Source organism: Streptomyces mobaraensis (assembly GCF_020099395.1).
GTDB lineage: Bacteria > Actinomycetota > Actinomycetes > Streptomycetales > Streptomycetaceae > Streptomyces.
The window spans coordinates 2,458,675-2,476,678 of sequence record NZ_CP083590.1 but is presented as its reverse complement, the minus strand read 5'-3'; the positions used below and the strand labels follow the sequence as shown (position 1 = coordinate 2,476,678).

The window sequence follows — 18,004 nt, the reverse complement described above, 5'->3', positions numbered from 1 at the left end:
GCCTCGTGGGTCCGGGCGGATTCGCACGCGGAGGCAGGCCCTCCTGCCGGCCGCGGGTGCCGCCTGTGCCTTCGGCGGCGACCGCCGGGAGCCGGAGCGTCCCGCGCGCCGGCCGCCGGAAGTCAGAGCCCTTGGGCGGGGCTGGAAAGTCCCCCGCCTCGCGGTGATGCCCCTGGGTGATTCGATCACCCACGGCGGCGCCGGCAGCCCGGCCGGCGGCGGCTACCGGCCCGTCCTGCGGGACCGGCTCGCCGGCCACGCCGACGTCGTCGACTTCGTCGGCGGCGAACGGAACGGGCGGCTTCCCGACCCCGACCACGAGGGCCACTGGGGCTGGAAGATCGACGGCCTGCTGTCCCGCATCGACGCCTGGCTGCCGAGAGCCCGCCCCAACGTGGTGCTGCTCCACATCGGCACCAACGACCTGCACGACGACTACCGGGTGGACACCGCCCCCGAGCGGCTGGGCGCGCTCGTCGACCGCATCACCACGGCCGCCCCGGACATGACGGTCCTGGTGTCCTCCCTCGCCCCCTCGGCCGACCCTGCCACCCAGCGGCGCGTCGAAACGTCCAACCACGCGGTGCCTACCCGGGTCGCGGAACGGCGTGGCAGGGGAGCGCGCGTCCGGTTCGCCGGCATGGACCGCGTCACACCCCGCGACCTCGTCGACGACCTCCACCCGAACGACACCGGCAACGCCAAGATGGCGGCGGCCTTCTACGACGCGATCGCCCGCGCCGCCACCGCCGGATGGATCAGCGAACAGGTGGACGTCAGACCCTCCCCGGCCCACCCGGCGACTCCGGGCCCGGACCGTTCGCCGAGGACCGGCCCGGCCGCCCCGGCGGGAGGTCGGCCTGCCGGTGGGGTGTGAGGCTCACCGTGATGTCGCATTCGAGGGCGGTGGCAAGGCGTTGGAGGACCGGGAGGGTCGGTATCGCCTTGCCGGATTCGACGCGCGAGATGAAGGCCTGGCCTGTGCCCGCGCGGGTGGCGAGCTCGGCCTGGGAAAGGCCGAGCTCGATCCTCCGTGAGCGGACGAGGGCCGCGGTGTTCACTGCGGGGCCGCGTTGTAGCGCGGCAGTTCGCCGGTGTCGATGGTCCAGTCGCTGATGGTGATCTCGTCGCCGAAGGTATAGGGGACCCTGGCGCTGTACTCGGGGACACCGTTCTTCTCGGTGATGGCCCAGTAGTGGACGCAGGTGCCGTCGCGGGGGTCGACGATCAGGTAGTGCGGGATGCCGAGCCGGGGGTAGTGGCGCAGCTTGCTCTCGTAGTCGTTCTCCGGGTTGGAGGGAGAGACGATTTCGACCGCTGCGAGCAGGGCCTTGGGGTCGATGGCATCGTCCGTGTCCATGGCGGCTTCGGGCAGGACGAGGACGTCGGGGCGGCGTAGCTGTCCTAGATCCGCCGCTTCGATGTCGCCCGAGGTGGTGGCGACGATTCCGGGGGGAAGCTGCGGCTGGAGTTGGCGTTCGATGCGCAGAGCCGCGAGGTCGTGGCGGCCCGCGGGGCTCATCATCATGATGATCTGGCCGTCGCTGATCTCGACATGCGAGCTCAGGGGCGCCGGCGGAGTGAGGTGTGCGGCCAGTGAACGCAGGTGGCGGTAGCTCTCTCGTCGCGTCTCAGCCATCATGGCGTCACCCTACATGACGAAATCGTCATAGTGGGGGTGCGCGAACGGGCCGGGGCCCGTACCGCTCCTGGAAGCGGTACGGGCCCCGGCCCGTGTGCGGCGGACGGATCCGCAGCGGATCAGCTGTCGAAGACCTCGGCGACCAGGGCCGCCTGCTCCGCCTGGTGGCGCTTGGCCGAGCCGACCGCCGGGGAGGAGGAGTGCGGGCGGGAGACGCGGCGCAGGCGCTCGCGGGCCGGGATGTCGGCGCCGACCGCCAGGTCGAGGTGGTCGATCAGGTTCAGCGCGATGAACGGCCAGGCACCCTGGTTCGCCGGCTCCTCCTGGGCCCAGATGTACTTCTCGGCGTTGGGGAACTTGGCGATCTCCGCCTGGAGCTCGGCACCCGGCAGCGGGTACAGGCGCTCGATGCGGATGAGGGCGGTGTCCGTGGCGCCGCGCTTCTGCCGCTCGGCCTCCAGGTCGTAGTAGACCTTGCCGGAGCAGAAGACGACCTTGCGGACGTCGGCCGCGTTCACCGTGGCGTCGCCGATCACCGGGCGGAAGCCGCCGGTGGTGAACTCCTCCGCCTTGGACGCCGCGGCCTTCAGGCGCAGCATCGACTTCGGGGTGAAGACGATGAGCGGCTTGTGGTGCGGGTTGTGGACCTGCCAGCGCAGGAGGTGGAAGTAATTCGACGGCAGCGTCGGCATGGCGACCGTCATGTTGTTCTGGGCGCAGAGCTGGAGGTAGCGCTCGATGCGGGCCGAGGAGTGGTCCGGGCCCTGGCCCTCGTAACCGTGGGGGAGGAGCAGGGTGACGCCGGAGGTCTGGCCCCACTTCTGCTCGCTCGACGAGATGAACTCGTCCACGATGTTCTGCGCGCCGTTGGCGAAGTCGCCGAACTGCGCCTCCCACAGGACGAGCGCGTCCGGGCGGGCCAGCGAGTAGCCGTACTCGAAGCCCATCGCCGCGTACTCGCTGAGCAGCGAGTCGTAGACGTTGAAGCGCGCCTGGTCCTCGGAGAGGTAGAGCAGCGGGGTGTAGTCCTCGCCGGTCTCGCGGTCGACGAGCACCGCGTGGCGCTGGCCGAAGGTGCCGCGGCGGGAGTCCTGGCCGGAGAGGCGGACCGGGGTGCCCTCCATCAGGAGGGAGCCGAAGGCGAGGGTCTCGCCCATGGCCCAGTCGATCGTGCCGTCCTCGACGCTGGCCGCGCGGCGCTGCAGCTGGGGCAGCAGACGCGGGTGGACGGTGACGTTCTCCGGCAGGTTGACCTGGGACTCGGCGATCCGCTTGACGACCTCCTGGGAGATCGCGGTGTTCACCGGGACCGGGAACTCGGCCTGCGGGGCCGGGACCTCGGCGGAGGCGGGCGCCGAGGTGGCCTCGCGGACCTCGGTGAAGACCTTCTCCAGCTGGCCCTGGTAGTCCTGCAGGGCCTGCTCGGCCTCCTCCAGGGTGATGTCGCCCCGGCCGATCAGCGACTCGGTGTACAGCTTGCGCACCGAGCGCTTCTTGTCGATCAGGTCGTACATCAGCGGCTGGGTGAACGAGGGGTTGTCGGCCTCGTTGTGGCCCCGGCGCCGGTAGCAGATCAGGTCGATGACGACGTCCTTGTTGAACGCCTGGCGGAACTCGAAGGCGAGCCGCGCGACGCGGACCACGGCCTCCGGGTCGTCACCGTTCACGTGGAAGATCGGCGCCTCGATCATCCGGGCGACGTCGGTGCAGTACATCGACGAGCGCGAGGACTCCGGCGGCGCGGTGAAGCCGACCTGGTTGTTGATGACGATGTGCACGGTGCCGCCGGTGCGGTAGCCGCGCAGCTGCGACATGTTCAGGGTCTCGGCCACGACGCCCTGGCCCGCGAAGGCCGCGTCGCCGTGCAGCTGGACCGGCAGGACGGTGAAGTCCGTGCCCGCCTTGCCGATGATGTCCTGCTTGGCGCGGGAGATGCCCTCGACGACCGGGTCGACCGTCTCCAGGTGGGACGGGTTGGCGGCCAGCGAGACCTTGATCTGCTCGCCGTCCAGGCCGGTGAAGACGCCCTCGGCGCCCAGGTGGTACTTGACGTCGCCGGAGCCGTGCATCGACTTCGGGTCGAGGTTGCCCTCGAACTCCCGGAAGATCTGCGCGTAGGACTTGCCGACGATGTTGGCCAGCACGTTGAGCCGGCCACGGTGGGCCATGCCGATGACGGCCTCGTCGAGGCGGGCCTCGGCGGCCGCGTCCAGCACCGCGTCCAGCAGCGGGATGACGGACTCGCCGCCCTCCAGCGAGAAGCGCTTCTGGCCGACGTACTTGGTCTGCAGGAACGTCTCGAACGCCTCGGCCGCGTTCAGGCGGCGGAGGATCCGCAGCTGCTCCTCGCGCTCCGGCTTGGAGTGGCCGCGCTCGACCCGGTCCTGGATCCACTTGCGCTGCTTGGGGTCCTGGATGTGCATGAACTCGATGCCGGTGGTGCGGCAGTACGAGTCGCGCAGCACGCCCAGGATGTCGCGCAGCTTCATCATCGACTTGCCGGCGAAACCGCCGACCGCGAAGTCGCGCTCCAGGTCCCACAGGGTGAGGCCGTGCTCGGTGATGTCCAGGTCGGGGTGCTTGCGCTGGCGGTACTCCAGCGGGTCGGTGTCGGCCATGACGTGGCCGCGCACCCGGTACGCGTGGATCAGCTCGAAGACGCGGGCGGCCTTGGTGACGTCGTCGTCGTGCGAGGCGTCGATGTCCTTGAGCCAGCGGACCGGCTCGTAGGGGATCCGCAGCGCCTCGAAGATGTCGTCGTAGAAGCCGTTCTCGCCCAGCAGCAGCTGGTTCATGATCCGCAGGAACTCGCCCGACGCGGCGCCCTGGATGACGCGGTGGTCGTAGGTCGAGGTCAGGGTCATGACCTTCGAGATGCCCATCTTGTTCAGGGCGTCCTGCGAGGTGCCCTGGAACTCGGCGGGGTAGTCCATCGCGCCCACGCCGAGGATGAGGCCCTGGCCGGGCATCAGGCGCGGCACGGAGTGCACGGTGCCGATGCCGCCGGGGTTGGTCAGCGACGCGGTGACGCCGGTGAAGTCCTCCATCGTCAGCTTGCCGACGCGGGCGCGGCGGACGATGTCCTCGTAGGCCTGCCAGAACTCGAAGAAGTTCAGGGTCTCGGCCTTCTTGATGGCCGCCACCACGAGCTGGCGGTCGCCGTTCGGCTTCACCAGGTCGATCGCCAGGCCCAGGTTGACGTGCTCGGGCTTGACGAGGGTGGGCTTGCCGTCCTTCTCCGTGAAGGAGTAGTTCATCGACGGCATCAGCTTCAGCGCCTGCACCATGGCGTAGCCGATGAGGTGCGTGAAGGAGACCTTGCCACCCCGGGCGCGCTTGAGGTGGTTGTTGATGACGATGCGCTGGTCGAACAGCAGCTTCACCGGGACGGCGCGGACGGACGTGGCCGTCGGCAGCTCCAGGGAGGCGTTCATGTTCTTGGCGACCGCGGCGGCGGGGCCGCGCAGCGTCACGTACTCGGGGCCGGCCGGGGCCTCGGTCGCCGGGGCGGCCTTGGCCGCGGGCTTGGCGGCGGCCGGCTTGGCGGGCGCGGCGGCGGGCTTCGCGGCGGCGGCCGGAGCGGCCTGCGCCGGGGCGGCCTGCGCCGGAGCGGCGGGCGCGGCGGCGGCCGGAGCCGGGGCGGCCTGCGCGGGCGCGGCGGCGGCCGCGGGTGGCTGCGGAGGAGCGGCCGGGGCGGCGGGAGCCGTACCCCCGGTCACCCCCTGCCGCGTGGCCGGCGCGTTGGCGTCCTTGCCCGGCTTGTAGTCGGCGAAGAAGTCCCACCAGGCTCGGTCGACCGAGTTCGGGTCCTGGAGGTACTGCTGGTAGATCTCGTCGACGAGCCACTCATTGGGACCGAACACATCAGCAGGGCTCTTGCCCTGCCCGTCTTGGTCGGTCGAAGTGCTCGAGGTGTTCGGGGACTGTGGCGACACGGCGGCAACCGCCCTCTTCCGCTTCCTAAGGTGGTGGACAGCGGGAATAAAGGCTACGCCTGTCCGCTGCCCTGATGCAGGCCACCGGGGCCAGTCGTCGCGCAAGTCACACTCGGTCCCGTGTTTCAGGGCATGACTTGGCGGGAAACACCCGAGGTTTCGGACTCCCCGGCTGCTTCCGACCCCTCCGTGGGTACGCGGAATGGTGCCCCACATCCGGATGAACGTGTGCTTCCGTCTTCGACCCTACGTCAACTCGGATCACGAGGCTCGTCCTGGAAGAGTGACCCGGATGCGGCAGCCCCGGGGGGATTCGGCCACGCCGATGCTGCCGCCGTGCAGGTCGACCGCCCAGCGGGCGATGGCGAGCCCCAGCCCCGTCCCCCCGTCGCTGCCCGGCCCGTGCTGCCCGGAGCCGCCCCGGTTGAACCGCTCGAAGACCCGGTGCCGCTCGGCCGGCGGGATGCCCGGGCCCTCGTCCAGCACCTCCAGGTCCAGCGACTGCGGCCCCTCGCCGCGCCGGGCCCGGACCGTCACCCGGCCGTGCGGGGGGCTGTGCCGGACGGCGTTCTCCACCAGGTTGGCGACCACCTGGTGCAGCCGCTCCGCGTCCGCGTGGGCGGTCAGGTCGGGCGGCGAGACGTCCAGGTGCAGGTGGACGTCCTTGCGGGCGGCCCGGGGCGCGGCGCCGGTGCCGCAGGCGATGCTGGTCTCCTTCAGCACCTGCGCGAGGTACGGCCAGACCTCGAAGCCGCGGGCGTGCAGGGGCACGACACCGTTGTCGAGCCGGGACAGGTCGAGTAACTGCTCCACCAGCCGCCCCAGCCGTTCGGTCTGCTGGAGGGCGGCCCGCATGGTCTCCGGATCGGCGGCCGAGACGCCGTCCACCACGTTCTCCAGCACCGCCCGCAGCCCGGCGATCGGCGTGCGCAGCTCGTGCGAGACGTTGGCGACCAGCTCCTTGCGGTGGGTGTCCACCGCCTCCAGATCGGCCGCCATCCGGTTGAAGGCGTGCGCCAGGTCGCCGAACTCGTCCCGCCGCCCGTCCCGCACCCGCCGGGTGTAGTCACCGTGCGCCATCGCCCGGGTGACCTCGGTCATCTCGTCCAGCGGCGCGGTCAGGCCGTGCGCCACGAACTGGGTGATCAGCAGCGAGGCGATGATCGAGAAGACGGTGATGACGCGCAGCCCGGTCGCCGACCGGAACGCGACGAACACCAGGAACGTCGTGATCACCACCGAACCGACCACCAGCCACCCGAGCGCGGCCTTGACCGACCGGTAGGGATCCAGCGGGCGCAGCGCCTCCCAGGCGCGGCTCAGCAGGCCCGCTGGTGGACAGCCGCCCGTCATCCCCCGACCATGCCTCTCATGCCGCCGGGGTCTCCAGCGCGTACCCCACACCGTGCACCGTGCGGATCCGCTCCGCGCCGATCTTGCGCCGCAGCGCCTTGATGTGGCTGTCGACGGTCCGGGTGCCGGAGGCGTCCGCCCAGTCCCACACCTCGGCCAGCAGCTGCTCCCGGGAGAGGACGGCACGCGGGGTGTTCGCCAGGCAGACCAGCAGGTCGAACTCGGTCGGCGTCAGGTGGACGTCCGCGCCGCGCACCCGCACCCGGCGCTGCGCGTGGTCGATCTCCAGCTCGCCCAGCCGCAGGATGCCGCTGCGCGGGGTGTGCGCGGCCAGCGTCGCCCGCTCCACCCGGCGCAGCAGGACGTGCACCCGCGCCGCCAGCTCGCGCATGGAGAACGGCTTGGTCATGTAGTCGTCCGCGCCGACGCCCAGGCCGACCAGCATGTCCGTCTCGTCGTCGCGCGCGGTGAGCATCAGCACCGGAACCGGGCGGCGGGCCTGGACCCGCCGGCACACCTCCAGGCCGTCGTAGCCCGGCAGCATCACGTCCAGCACCAGCAGGTCCGGCTGCCACGCCTCGGTGGTGTCCACGGCCGCGGGCCCGTCGCCCGCGGTCCGCACCTGGAACCCCTCGGCCCGCAGCCGTGCCGCGATGGCGTCGGCGATGGTCCGGTCGTCCTCGACGATCAGTACCCGCCGCTGTGCCCCGGCGGAGGCTGCGGCGCCGCTCGGGCCCGTGTGTGTCTGCTCCATGTGCCCCGCCCCTAGCCGTCGTCCCCAGCGTCTTCCGGTGCCGGTCCTCCCACTGTGGCAAGCAGGGTACGGGCAGGTGGCGGGGGACGGCTACGCGGCGAGGACGGCGAGGTGGACGACGTCGGGGACGCCTCGGGCAACGATGATCTCTTCGGTGGTTACCCCGGCGAACCCGGCATTCCGGAGGGCTTCCTCGAACCGTTCGGACGGCTGTGCGGACCACACGGCGAGCACTCCGCCGGGACGGAGCCGGGCGCGGCAGGCGGCGAGGCCGGTGGGGGAGTAGAGGCCCTTGTTGTCTTCGGTGACGGTCCAGTCGGGGCCGTTGTCGATGTCGAGACAGATCGCGTCGTAGTGGTGGCCGGGGGCGGGGGCGGTGTCGCCCGGGTACGCGGCGGGGGCGGCGGCCGGGGTGTGCGGGTACGTGGCGGGGGCTGGGGCGTCCAGGGATGTGGCGGGGGCCGGGGCCGGGGCGTCCAGGTACGCGAGGAGGTCCGCCTCCTCGATCCGTACCCGCGGATCGGCCAGTGCCGCGCCGGACACGGCGGACAGCGGGCCCGCGCGGTGCCAGTCGATCACCGCCCGTTCGCGCTCCACCACCGTGATCCGCCCCCAGCGCGGCTCCGCCGCCGCGTGCGCCAGCGAGAAGCCCACGCCCAGGCCGCCGATCAGCACCGCCGGCTCCGGCCGCCCGGCCGGCAGCGCCCTCAGCGCGGCGTCCACCAGCAGCCGTTCGGAGCGGCCGTCCGAGGTGTCCATCAGGAAGCAGCCGTTCGCGATGATCTCGTACACCGGCGGGGCCCCCTCCGCCGGGCCGCGCCGCCGCAGGACGACCTCGCCGTAGGGACCGTCGCGGCGGTCGAGGGTGGTCACGGGATCATTCGGGACATACGGGACGGGCACGGGAGACCTCCGGAGACCGTTGATGTTCGACGGACGCATCCGAAGGTTATGAGGTTGACAGGCGTGGCCTTGTTCACGGACCGAAGACGGGTCCGGCGGACGCCCGGGCCCGTACTGTTCGTACTGCGGCCCGCCGCCGGGCGGGCCGTCCGGAGCGTCCCGGGAAGGTCCGGACACGCCCCGGGCACGTCGACGGAAGGGAGCCCGGCCGAGTGACCGCCGCTGATCCCGCCGAGGCGGGCGCCCCCGCGCCGGCCGACGGCACCGCCGCCGGACGGCGGCCGGCGCGCCCGCTCAGAGCCCGGCTCCACGGGCTGCGGCAGCTGGTCCCCACCCCCCGGGCCACGCCCTTCACCTTCTGCTACGGCCTCGTCCTGCTCGCGACCGCGGTCTACGCCGAGCTCGGCGACGAGTCCACCGTCAACCAGCTGCTGCGCGACTCCAGCACCGACGCGGCCCATCTGGCCGACCGGCCGCTGGTCGTCCTGTTCGCCAGCGCCCTGTGGGTCGCCGGCGGGCTCTGGTCCTTCTTCGGCTGGGCGTTCGCCCCGGTGCTCGGCGCCCTGGAGCGGCGGGTGGGCGGGCTGCGCACGGCCGGTGTCTTCCTGCTCGGCCACGTCCTGGCGACCCTGGCCACCGAGCTGCCGGTGGCCGGCGCGGTCGCCGCGGGCCGGCTGCCGGCCGACTCGCTGCACCGGCTCGACTACGGCATCAGCTTCGGCCTGATGGCCTGTCTCGGCGCGCTGGCGAGCCTCCAGCGCCCGCCCTGGAAGTGGACGCTGCTGGGCGCCGCCTCCCTGATGTGCGCCCAGGACCTGGTGGAGCTGGCGGATCCGCTGGCCAGTTGGGGGCATCCGATCGCCCTGCTGGCCGGCGTCGCCTGCGAGCTGCTGCTGCGCGGTGACGTCCGGGACGCGGCGCCGGCCGCGCGGGCTCCCCTCCGGCCCGCGCCGGCCGTCGCCGGCGTCCCGGACGTCACCGCCCCGGCGGGCGTCACCGCCCCGGCGGGCGTCACCGCCCCGGCGGGCGTCACCGCCCCGGCGGGCGTCACCGCCCCGGCGGGCGTCACCGCCCCGGCGGGCGTCACCGCCCCGGCGGGCGTCACCGCCCCGGCGGGCGTCACCGCCTCAGCGGACGGCACCGCCTCAGCGGACGGCACCGCCTCAGCGGACGGTCCCGTCCCAGCTCCACTCGGCGAGGTGCCGCTCCCCGGGCCGCGCGATCCGTCCGGTGGCGCGGAGCAGGGCCAGGCCGGGCTCGTCCTCGTGCGGGACGCCGGGGAACAGCCGGGCGAGGGCGGGGCCGGCCAGCTCGTCCGGCGGGGTCCAGCCGACGCCCAGGCCGGTGGCGATGTCATGGGTGTGGACGACGGCCTCCACCACGCCCATGGCGGCGAAGCCGGGTCCGTCGGAGTGGCCCCAGGGGTGCCAGGCCCGGTCCTCGGGCGCGGCGGCGCGGACGGCGGAGGCGAGGAACGACGCCGCGACGCGGATGCCCTCCAGGCGGGCTGAGACCGGGGCCTGCGGGTCGAGTGAGGCGAACAGGGTGATGTACCGGTCCCGCGGCTTGGCGGTGAGCAGGCCCGCGTACCCGGTGATGCCGAGGGCCAGGTGGTCGAGCGTCGCGTGGCAGGACCACTCCAGCCGGCCGGCCGGCCGCGACCAGGCCGTGGCCGGCGCCAGGCCGTCGAGGAAGGCGGTGGTCCGCTCGGCGGTCTCGGTGACCAGAGCGGCCCAGTCGAGGGCGAGAGCGGTGCCCGGCACGCTCAGGGGGCTCACGCGCGTCCCTCCGCCCGGACGAACTCCACCAGCCGGCCCCAGCTGTCGCCGCCGTGACCGGCGTCGACACCCCGCTTGACCAGGCCCTGGAACAGCTCGGGCAGACCGGAGGCCACGCCGCGCGCCTCACTGGCGTGCACGAGGTGCTCGATGGCCGCGAGGTGGACGTCGAGCGTGGCGTCGTCGCCCGGGTAGCTGCGGGCGTCGGCCTGCGGGGCGTAGGTGCTCATGAAGAACTCGACGGCCCGCATCCAGCGGCCGGCGACCGCGGTGAAGGCCGCGGCCTTGCCCTCGCCGTCCGTCCCGACCAGCGCCACGCCGTGCGCCCAGCCGGCGAGCGTGGACCACATCAGGCCGAGCAGCGCGGTGTCGTAGAGGGAGGCCAGGGTGACGTCGGTGCCCAGGTCCACCGGGTCGCCGAGGGCGGCGAGCGTCGCGCGGTGCTCGGCGAGGGCCTCCGGGGAGCCGCTGTAGAGGAACATGAAGTCGGGGTTGCCGACGCCGGGCGGCGTCGTCATGATCGCGCCGTCGAGGTAGCGGAAGCCGTGCTTCTCGGCCCAGCGGGCCGCCTCGGCGGCCTGCTCCGGGGTGCCGGAGGTGAGGTTGACGACGGTCCGGCCGGCCAGCTCGCCGGCCAGCGGGTCCAGGACCTCGTGGACGGTGTCGTAGGTGGCCAGGCAGACGACCACCAGCGGGCTCGCCGCCACGGCCGCGGCGGCGTCCGGGGCCTCGGCGGCGCCCTTCTCCACCAGGGCGGCGGCCTTGCCCGCCGTGCGGTTCCAGACGGTCGTGCGGTGGCCGGCCGCCAGGAACGCACCGGCCAGCGCGGTGCCCATCGAACCCAGGCCGAGGACGGTCACCTTCGTGCTCATGGAAAAGTCACCCATTTCGTGGGGAAGTACCGGGACTTGAGAGGACGTGCTCTCAGGACGTGCTCTCGTGTGACCCCTACGTTTCCACCGCCCGTGCGGCCCCGACAGTGGCAGGACTGACCGCCTCCGCAAAATTCCTGCCACTAGGCTGACCCGTTATGAGCGCTGGTTCCGTGGCCGTGGCAGTGATCGACGACGACATCCCCTACTGGGACCTGTACGAACTGGGGGTGGTCTGCACGGTCTTCGGCATCCCGCACCCGGATCTCGCCGACCCCTGGTACGACCTGCGCCTCTGCGCCGCCGGCCCGTCCCCGGACCAGCCGCCGCCCGGCCCGCTCGGCTTCACCCTGCGCACCCCCTACGGGCTGGAGGGGCTGGAGGGCGCGGACACCGTGATCATCCCGTCCGTTCCGGAGGCGTGCGTCGACGGAGAGCGCGAACTGCCGGACGAGCTCCTCCGCGCGCTCCGACGCGCCGCCGACCGGGGCGCGCGCATGGTCTCCCTGTGCGCCGGAGCCTTCGCCCTGGCCGCCGCCGGGATCCTCGACGGCCGCCGGGCCACCGCCCACTGGATGCACACCGAGGCCCTGGCCCGCCGCCACCCGGAGGTGGAGGTGGACGACTCGGTGCTCTACGTCGACGACGGGACTGTCTTCACCAGCGCCGGCGTCACGGCCGGCCTCGACCTCTGCCTCCACCTCGTCCGCCGCGACCTGGGCGCGCACGTCGCCAACCAGCTCGCCCGGCGGCTCGTCGTCCCGGCCCACCGCCCCGGCGGACAGGCCCAGTTCGTCGAGGTCTCCGTCCCCGAGACCGGCGACGACGGCCTGGCCCCCGTCCTCCAGTGGGCCACCGAACGCCTCGACCAGCCCCTCACCGTCGACGACCTGGCCGCCCGCGCCGGCATGAGCCCCCGCACCTTCTTCCGCCGCCTCCAGGCCGCCACCGGCACCACCCCCCTCCAGTGGCTCCTCTCCCAGCGCCTGTCCCGCGCCCAGTCCCTCCTCGAAGCCACCGCCCTCCCGGTGGAACGCGTCGGCGAACTGAGCGGCCTGGGCACGGCCGCCAACCTGCGCCGCCACTTCACACTGCACTTCGGCGTCACCCCGACGGACTACCGCCGCGCCTTCCCGGGGCACGGGGGCCGAACGGCCCGCCCGGGCCGGACGGTACGGCCCGGGCGGGGCACTGAGACCCAAGGCGCACCTGATCGCTCACAGCGAACACGCCTGCGGGAACATCTCCCCGCGCAAGGACATTGAGTCTGCATAGCTCAACTTGCCTGCCGAAGGGGAGATCATGCCTGCTGAGTCCATGGCGTCCGCACCGCTCACCCTGCCCGTGCTGCCGCTCGACGACGAGGTGGTCCTGCCGGGGATGGTCGTCCCCCTGGACCTCACGGACTCCGAGGTCCGGGCCGCCGTCGAGGCCGCGCAGGCCGCCGCGCAGGGCGGGGCCAAGCCGCGCGTGCTGCTCGTTCCACGGGTGGACGGCACCTACGCCGGCACCGGCACCCTGGGCACGGTGGAGCAGGTGGGCCGGCTCTCCGACGGCGATCCGGGCGCCCTCATCCGCGGCGTCCGCCGCGTCCGCATCGGGGCCGGGACGACCGGGCCGGGCGCCGCCCTCTGGGTGGAGGGCACGGCCGTCGAGGAGACCGCCCCCGACCCGCTGCCGGGCGCCGTGACCGAGCTGATGAAGGAGTACAAGGCGCTCGCCACCAGCTGGCTCCGCAAGCGCGGCGCCTGGCAGGTCGTCGACCGCGTCCAGCAGATCGACGACGTCTCCCAGCTCGCCGACAACTCCGGCTACTCGCCCTTCCTCACCGTCGCCCAGCGCGTCGAGCTGCTGGAGACCGCCGACCCGGTCGCGCGGCTGAAGCTCGCCGTGAAGCAGCTCGGCGACCACCTCGCCGAGCAGGACGTCGCCGAGTCCATCGCCAAGGACGTCCAGGAGGGCGTCGACAAGCAGCAGCGCGAGTTCCTGCTCCGCCGCCAGCTGGAGGCCGTCCGCAAGGAGCTGGCCGAGCTCAACGGGGACGCGGACGGGGAGTCCGACGACTACCGCGCCCGGGTGGAGGCCGCCGACCTGCCGGAGAAGGTCCGTGAGGCGGCCCTGAAGGAGGTCGACAAGCTGGAGCGGGCCTCCGACCAGAGCCCCGAGAGCGGCTGGATCCGCACCTGGCTCGACACCGTCCTGGAGATGCCGTGGACGAAGCGCACGGAGGACGCCTACGACATCCCGGGCGCCCGGGCCGTGCTCGACGCCGACCACGCGGGCCTGGACGACGTCAAGGAGCGGATCACCGAGTACCTGGCGGTGCGCAAGCGGCGTGCCGACCGGGGGCTGGGCGTGGTCGGCGGGCGGCGCGGGGGCGCGGTGCTCGCGCTCGTCGGCCCGCCCGGTGTCGGAAAGACGTCGCTGGGCGAGAGCGTCGCCAAGGCCATGGGGCGCGAGTTCGTCCGGGTGGCGCTCGGCGGCGTGCGCGACGAGGCGGAGATCCGCGGCCACCGGCGCACGTACGTCGGCGCGCTCCCCGGCCGTATCGTGCGCGCCGTCAAGGAGGCCGGCTCGATGAACCCGGTCGTCCTCCTCGACGAGATCGACAAGGTCGGCTCCGACTTCCGCGGCGACCCCGCCGCGGCCCTCCTGGAGGTCCTCGACCCCGCGCAGAACCACACCTTCCGCGACCACTACCTGGAGGTCGAACTCGACCTCTCCGACGTGGTCTTCCTCGCCACCGCCAACGTCCTGGAGGCCATCCCGCAGCCCCTGCTCGACCGGATGGAGCTCGTCCGCCTCGACGGCTACACCGAGGACGAGAAGGTCGTCATCGCCCGTGACCACCTGCTGCCCCGGCAGCTGGAGCGGGCGGGTCTGGAGCCCGGCGAGGTCACGGTGGACGACGCGGCGCTGCGCCGGCTCGCCGGCGAGTACACCCGCGAGGCGGGCGTCCGCACCCTGGAGCGGTACCTGGCGAGGCTGCTCCGCAAGGTCGCGGCGCGGAACGAACTCGGCGAGTCCGAGCTGCCCTTCACCATCGGCGTGGACGAGCTCCGCCCGCTGATCGGCCGCCCGCACCACACTCCCGAGTCCGCCCAGGACCCGGCCGAGCGGCGCACGTCCGTCCCGGGCGTGGCCACCGGCCTGGCCGTCACCGGGGCGGGCGGCGACGTCCTCTTCGTCGAGGCGTCCCTCGCCGACCCGGAGACGGGCGCCGCGGGCCTGACCCTCACCGGCCAGCTCGGCGACGTGATGAAGGAGTCCGCGCAGATCGCCCTCTCCTTCCTCCGCTCGCATGGCGCGGAACTGGAGCTTCCAGTCGGTGACTTCAAGGAGCGCGGCGTCCACCTGCACGTCCCGGCGGGCGCCGTCCCCAAGGACGGTCCGAGCGCGGGCATCACGATGACGACGGCCCTGGCGTCCCTGCTCTCCGGCCGCCGGGTCCGCCCGGACGTCGCGATGACCGGCGAGGTCTCGCTGACCGGGCGGGTCCTGCCGATCGGCGGCGTCAAGCAGAAGCTGCTGGCGGCGCACCGGGCGGGCGTCACCACCGTCGTCATCCCCAAGCGCAACGAGCCCGACCTCGACGACGTCCCGGCCGAGGTCCTGGAGAAGCTGGAGGTCCACGCGGTGTCGGACGTCCGGCAGGTGCTGGAGCTGGCACTGGAACCGGCGACCGCGCCGGCGACGGCCGGGGTGACGGTAGCCGCGTAAAACAGGGAGAAGAAAATCTGACGGGCCGTCAGGGCGTGGGAATGCCGCGCTCTGACAGCCTGTTGTTCGTAGCGTGACGAACACTGACGCACGCCTCACCCGCCCTGCCGGAATCCGTTCCCTCCACCTCGGTGACACCAAGGTGACCTACGTGCCCGACGGCGTCGTCCAGCTGTCGCCGCGAGGCTGGCTCCCGGCCACCACGGACGAGGACTGGGCCGCCCACCCCGAATACCTCGACACCGACGGCTACCTGGTGGCCGGCGTGGGCGGCCTGCTGGTGGAGCACGGCGACCGCGCCCTGCTGATCGACGCCGGCTTCGGCCCGGTCACGCTGCCGGCCGCGCCCGGCAGCCCCGTCGGTAGGGTCGAGAGCGGCGCCCTCTTCGACCACCTCACCGCCCTCGGCCGCCCGCCCGCCGCCCTGGAAGCGGTCGCCATCACGCACTTCCACCGCGACCACATCGGCTGGTCCGCCCAGTTGACCGCGGCGGGCGTGACCCACCTGGTCGCGGAGCCGGAGTGGGAGGGGCGGCACCTCGCGGTGGAGCACGGTGTGCCGGAGGAGACCCTCGCCGCCATAGCGACCGACGTGCGCACGGTCGCCGACGGCGAGGAGATCTTCCCGGGCGTCCGGGCCCTGTTCACCCCCGGCCACACGGTCGGCCACGCCGCCTATGTCATCACCGGCGGCGGCCGCAGCCTGATCGCCTTCGGCGACGCGATGCACACGCCCCTCCAGGTCGCCCACCCCGACTGGTCGGCCGTCGTCGACCACGACGGGCAGCAGTCCGCCGCCTTCCGCCACGACCTCGTCACCCGCCTCACCGAGCCCGACACCCTCGGCTTCGGCATCCATTTCGCCGACGTCCCCTTCGGCCGCGTCCGCCGGACGGAGGACGGCGGGGTGGCGTGGGAGGCGGTGGACGAGTAGGGGGCAGCACCGCGAGTAAGGGGCAGCCCTGCGGGGCCCGTTCCCGGCCTCGGACGTCACTCGCCGGTCGCCGCGGAACGGGCCTCCTGGTACAGCGCCAGGCAGGTGTCCATGGCGGCACGCCAGCGGGGGTCGTCGCGGTCGAGAGTGTTGGCCGCGTCCAGCGCCGCCCGGTAGCGGACGGCCAGAGCCGGCCGGCGCTCGATCTCGATCTCGGTGGCCCATGTGGTCCGGAAGAACCGGACCGGCTGGGACGAGCCGTCTTGCGCGGCGGCGGTCAGGGCCGCGTGGAGGCCTGCCCGGAACTCGGTCAGACGGGAGGGAGCCACCCGGGCGAGTGCGGCACCGAGCGCGGAAACGGTCGTGCCCGGGCGTGGGACGAGTTCGGACGGCTGTCCGCCGTCTGCTGGGCGCATGGCTCCTCCTCGGTCGGTGCGGTGGAGCCGACGGTAGCGGCTGTGCGACGACGGCGCTGAGCGGTGTGCGGGAGGGCGGACGGGGGCGGTGGACGCGTGGCGCGGTGGACGAGTGACGCGGCTCTCGCCGGGCGGGGCGTGCCGGGGCGCCGTGCGCCGCGTTGTACCCCGCGGCCGCCCGCGCCGCGCGGCGGCGGGGGAGAGGAGCACACGGTGACCGACGGGTTGAGTCTGGACACGCTGTTCGCATGGCTTGAACGCATGCCCGTGCCCGAGGGCTGGAAGGTGGAGGTCGTCGGGGGAGCGGTCTGTTTCTGGCCGCAACGGGACAACCACTGGGACCTCACCGCCAACGTCGTCGAGCAGCTCCGCGCGAGGTACCCCCGCCGCCGGCTGCTGTCGGACGTCCGCATCGACTTCCCCGGCCACCTGAACGGTTTCGCCGCCGATGTCGTTCTCCTCAAGGAAGGCGCGGAGAAGAACGCCAAGGGCCGTTGGAAGTACCAGGACGTCGCCTTCGTCGCCGAGGTCATCTCGAAGGACACCGCACGCAACGACTACGGGCCCAAAAAGGACGCCTACGCGGCCGCCGGAGTCCCGGTCCTCCTGATCGTCGACCCGTACACGGGACTCTGCCACGTCTGCACGGACCCCGAGGGCGGGGCGTACCGCCTGGAGCCCGCCGTGAAGTTCGGCGATCCGGTCGACCTCGCGGGCACGGTCGTCGGACTCGTGCTGGACTCCGCCGAGTTCGCCCACGAGTGACCGGAGCGGCCCGGCCGCCTCAGCTCCGTGTCCGGGCCAGGAACAGCACCGACTGCGTCGTCAGGCCGACGCGTCCGCCGTGGGCGTCGACGGTTCGGGCGACTTCCGCGAGCAGGCTGCGGCGGGTGTCCTCCGGCTGGGCGCGGTAGAAGGACAGGGACGTCAGCAGGGCCGTGATGCCGGTGGTGGAGCGTTCGTGCGTCGTGGAGTAGAGGCGGTGACCGAGGTCGGTGAAGCCGGGGTCCGCGCGGAGTTCCGCGGTCACCCAGGCGTGCTCGTCGCGGACGGACTCGCGGGGTTGCTCGTCGAGGATCGAGTGCGGGGGGCGTGCGGGGAGGAAGCGGTCGTGGACGGCGACGAGTTTCTGTCGCAGGGGCTCGTCGGTGACGTACCAGTCGTTCCAGAAGAGGGCGAGCGCGCCGCCGGGGCGGAGTACGGAACGGGCGCGCGACCAGCGCACTTCCGGATCGACCCAGTGCCACGCCTGGGCGGAGAAGAGAAGGTCGAAGCGGCGGCCGGCGGGGTCCCAGGTCTCGAACTCGCCCGGGTGCACGGTGATTCCGGGGCGGTCGGCGCGGTGCCGGGCCAGGATGGCGGCCATGCGCGGGTCCGGCTCGATCGCCGTCACCGAGACGCCGAGCGCGGCGAACGCCAGCGTCGCCTTTCCGGTGCCCGCGCCGACCTCCAGCGCCTCGACGTCCCCTTCCGTGCCGGGCCGCGCGAACTCCAGCACGTCGGCGAAGAGTTGCGCCGGATATCCCGGCCGGGCGGCGTCGTACTCCTCGGCGGCCTCGCCGAAGACCGCCCGCCGGGCGCGGTCCGGCTCGCCGGGCCGGTCGTTGTCGCTGCGCGTCATGGCGGCACTCTACGAGGCGGTCGCTAAGGGCGGTGTCAGATCAGTCGCCCGCCGCCTGTCCCGGCGCGCGGCGCCC

General features: G+C 73.0%; 15 protein-coding genes. 6 read left to right on the top strand and 9 right to left on the bottom strand.

Going from position 1 to position 18,004, the window contains the following annotated elements:
* Window positions 1-166 precede the first annotated feature (166 nt).
* Window positions 167-877, top strand: a complete 711-nt coding sequence (locus K7I03_RS10410) for an SGNH/GDSL hydrolase family protein (RefSeq protein WP_185940217.1) — start codon at window positions 167-169, stop codon at window positions 875-877.
* On the opposite strand, the gene K7I03_RS10405 is transcribed toward K7I03_RS10410, so the two are convergent.
* The 6 genes from K7I03_RS10405 to K7I03_RS10380 form a co-directional block, all read right to left on the bottom strand.
* Complete coding sequence (locus K7I03_RS10405) at window positions 777-1,061, bottom strand: helix-turn-helix domain-containing protein (RefSeq protein WP_224346984.1); 285 nt, start codon at window positions 1,059-1,061, stop codon at window positions 777-779. The genes K7I03_RS10410 and K7I03_RS10405 overlap by 101 nt on opposite strands.
* Window positions 1,058-1,642 carry a Uma2 family endonuclease gene (locus K7I03_RS10400; RefSeq protein WP_185940216.1) on the bottom strand — a complete coding sequence of 195 codons (585 nt, stop codon included), beginning with the start codon at window positions 1,640-1,642 and terminating at the stop codon, window positions 1,058-1,060. Before K7I03_RS10400 ends, K7I03_RS10405 begins: the two co-directional genes overlap by 4 nt.
* Window positions 1,643-1,761: 119 nt before the next feature.
* A complete protein-coding gene (locus tag K7I03_RS10395) occupies window positions 1,762-5,577 on the bottom strand; it encodes a multifunctional oxoglutarate decarboxylase/oxoglutarate dehydrogenase thiamine pyrophosphate-binding subunit/dihydrolipoyllysine-residue succinyltransferase subunit (RefSeq protein ID WP_185940215.1) in 3,816 nt (1,271 codons plus the stop codon).
* A gap of 261 nt (window positions 5,578-5,838) precedes the next feature.
* Complete coding sequence (locus tag K7I03_RS10390) at window positions 5,839-6,930, bottom strand: sensor histidine kinase (RefSeq protein WP_185940214.1); 1,092 nt, start codon at window positions 6,928-6,930, stop codon at window positions 5,839-5,841.
* 16 nt (window positions 6,931-6,946) lie between these two features.
* Window positions 6,947-7,684: a response regulator transcription factor gene (locus K7I03_RS10385; protein ID WP_171168803.1), complete on the bottom strand. Its 738-nt coding sequence runs from the start codon at window positions 7,682-7,684 to the stop codon at window positions 6,947-6,949.
* A 90-nt stretch (window positions 7,685-7,774) separates the two neighbouring features.
* Window positions 7,775-8,626: a spermidine synthase family protein gene (locus K7I03_RS10380; protein WP_221902402.1), complete on the bottom strand. Its 852-nt coding sequence runs from the start codon at window positions 8,624-8,626 to the stop codon at window positions 7,775-7,777.
* Between the two features lie 173 nt (window positions 8,627-8,799).
* Here K7I03_RS10380 and K7I03_RS34295 point away from each other — a divergent pair, with 173 nt between their 5' ends.
* Window positions 8,800-10,098, top strand: coding sequence for a rhomboid-like protein (locus tag K7I03_RS34295; RefSeq protein ID WP_398856934.1), 1,299 nt, complete (start codon window positions 8,800-8,802; stop codon window positions 10,096-10,098).
* Between the two features lie 263 nt (window positions 10,099-10,361).
* On the opposite strand, the gene K7I03_RS10370 is transcribed toward K7I03_RS34295, so the two are convergent.
* On the bottom strand, window positions 10,362-11,237 hold the full coding sequence (locus K7I03_RS10370) for an NAD(P)-dependent oxidoreductase (RefSeq protein ID WP_185940199.1): 876 nt from the start codon (window positions 11,235-11,237) through the stop codon (window positions 10,362-10,364).
* Between the two features lie 158 nt (window positions 11,238-11,395).
* Here K7I03_RS10370 and K7I03_RS10365 point away from each other — a divergent pair, with 158 nt between their 5' ends.
* The 3 genes from K7I03_RS10365 (at window position 11,396) to K7I03_RS10355 (ending at window position 15,891) form a co-directional block, all read left to right on the top strand.
* Window positions 11,396-12,502 carry a helix-turn-helix domain-containing protein gene (locus tag K7I03_RS10365; protein WP_224346983.1) on the top strand — a complete coding sequence of 369 codons (1,107 nt, stop codon included), beginning with the start codon at window positions 11,396-11,398 and terminating at the stop codon, window positions 12,500-12,502.
* A 37-nt stretch (window positions 12,503-12,539) separates the two neighbouring features.
* Entirely contained in the window at window positions 12,540-14,957 is a 2,418-nt protein-coding gene (gene lon / locus K7I03_RS10360) for an endopeptidase La (RefSeq protein WP_185940198.1), read from the top strand.
* A 73-nt stretch (window positions 14,958-15,030) separates the two neighbouring features.
* The gene (locus K7I03_RS10355; RefSeq protein ID WP_185940197.1) at window positions 15,031-15,891 is read left to right on the top strand and encodes an MBL fold metallo-hydrolase; all 861 of its coding nucleotides are present in this window, start codon (window positions 15,031-15,033) and stop codon (window positions 15,889-15,891) included.
* A 56-nt stretch (window positions 15,892-15,947) separates the two neighbouring features.
* Here K7I03_RS10355 and K7I03_RS10350 read toward each other — a convergent pair whose 3' ends face one another.
* Entirely contained in the window at window positions 15,948-16,307 is a 360-nt protein-coding gene (locus tag K7I03_RS10350; protein ID WP_185940196.1) for a hypothetical protein, read from the bottom strand.
* Between the two features lie 261 nt (window positions 16,308-16,568).
* Here K7I03_RS10350 and K7I03_RS10345 point away from each other — a divergent pair, with 261 nt between their 5' ends.
* Window positions 16,569-17,072 carry a Uma2 family endonuclease gene (locus K7I03_RS10345; protein WP_185940210.1) on the top strand — a complete coding sequence of 168 codons (504 nt, stop codon included), beginning with the start codon at window positions 16,569-16,571 and terminating at the stop codon, window positions 17,070-17,072.
* A 19-nt stretch (window positions 17,073-17,091) separates the two neighbouring features.
* Here K7I03_RS10345 and K7I03_RS10340 read toward each other — a convergent pair whose 3' ends face one another.
* Entirely contained in the window at window positions 17,092-17,928 is an 837-nt protein-coding gene (locus tag K7I03_RS10340) for a class I SAM-dependent methyltransferase (RefSeq protein WP_185940195.1), read from the bottom strand.
* Window positions 17,929-18,004: the final 76 nt, after the last annotated feature.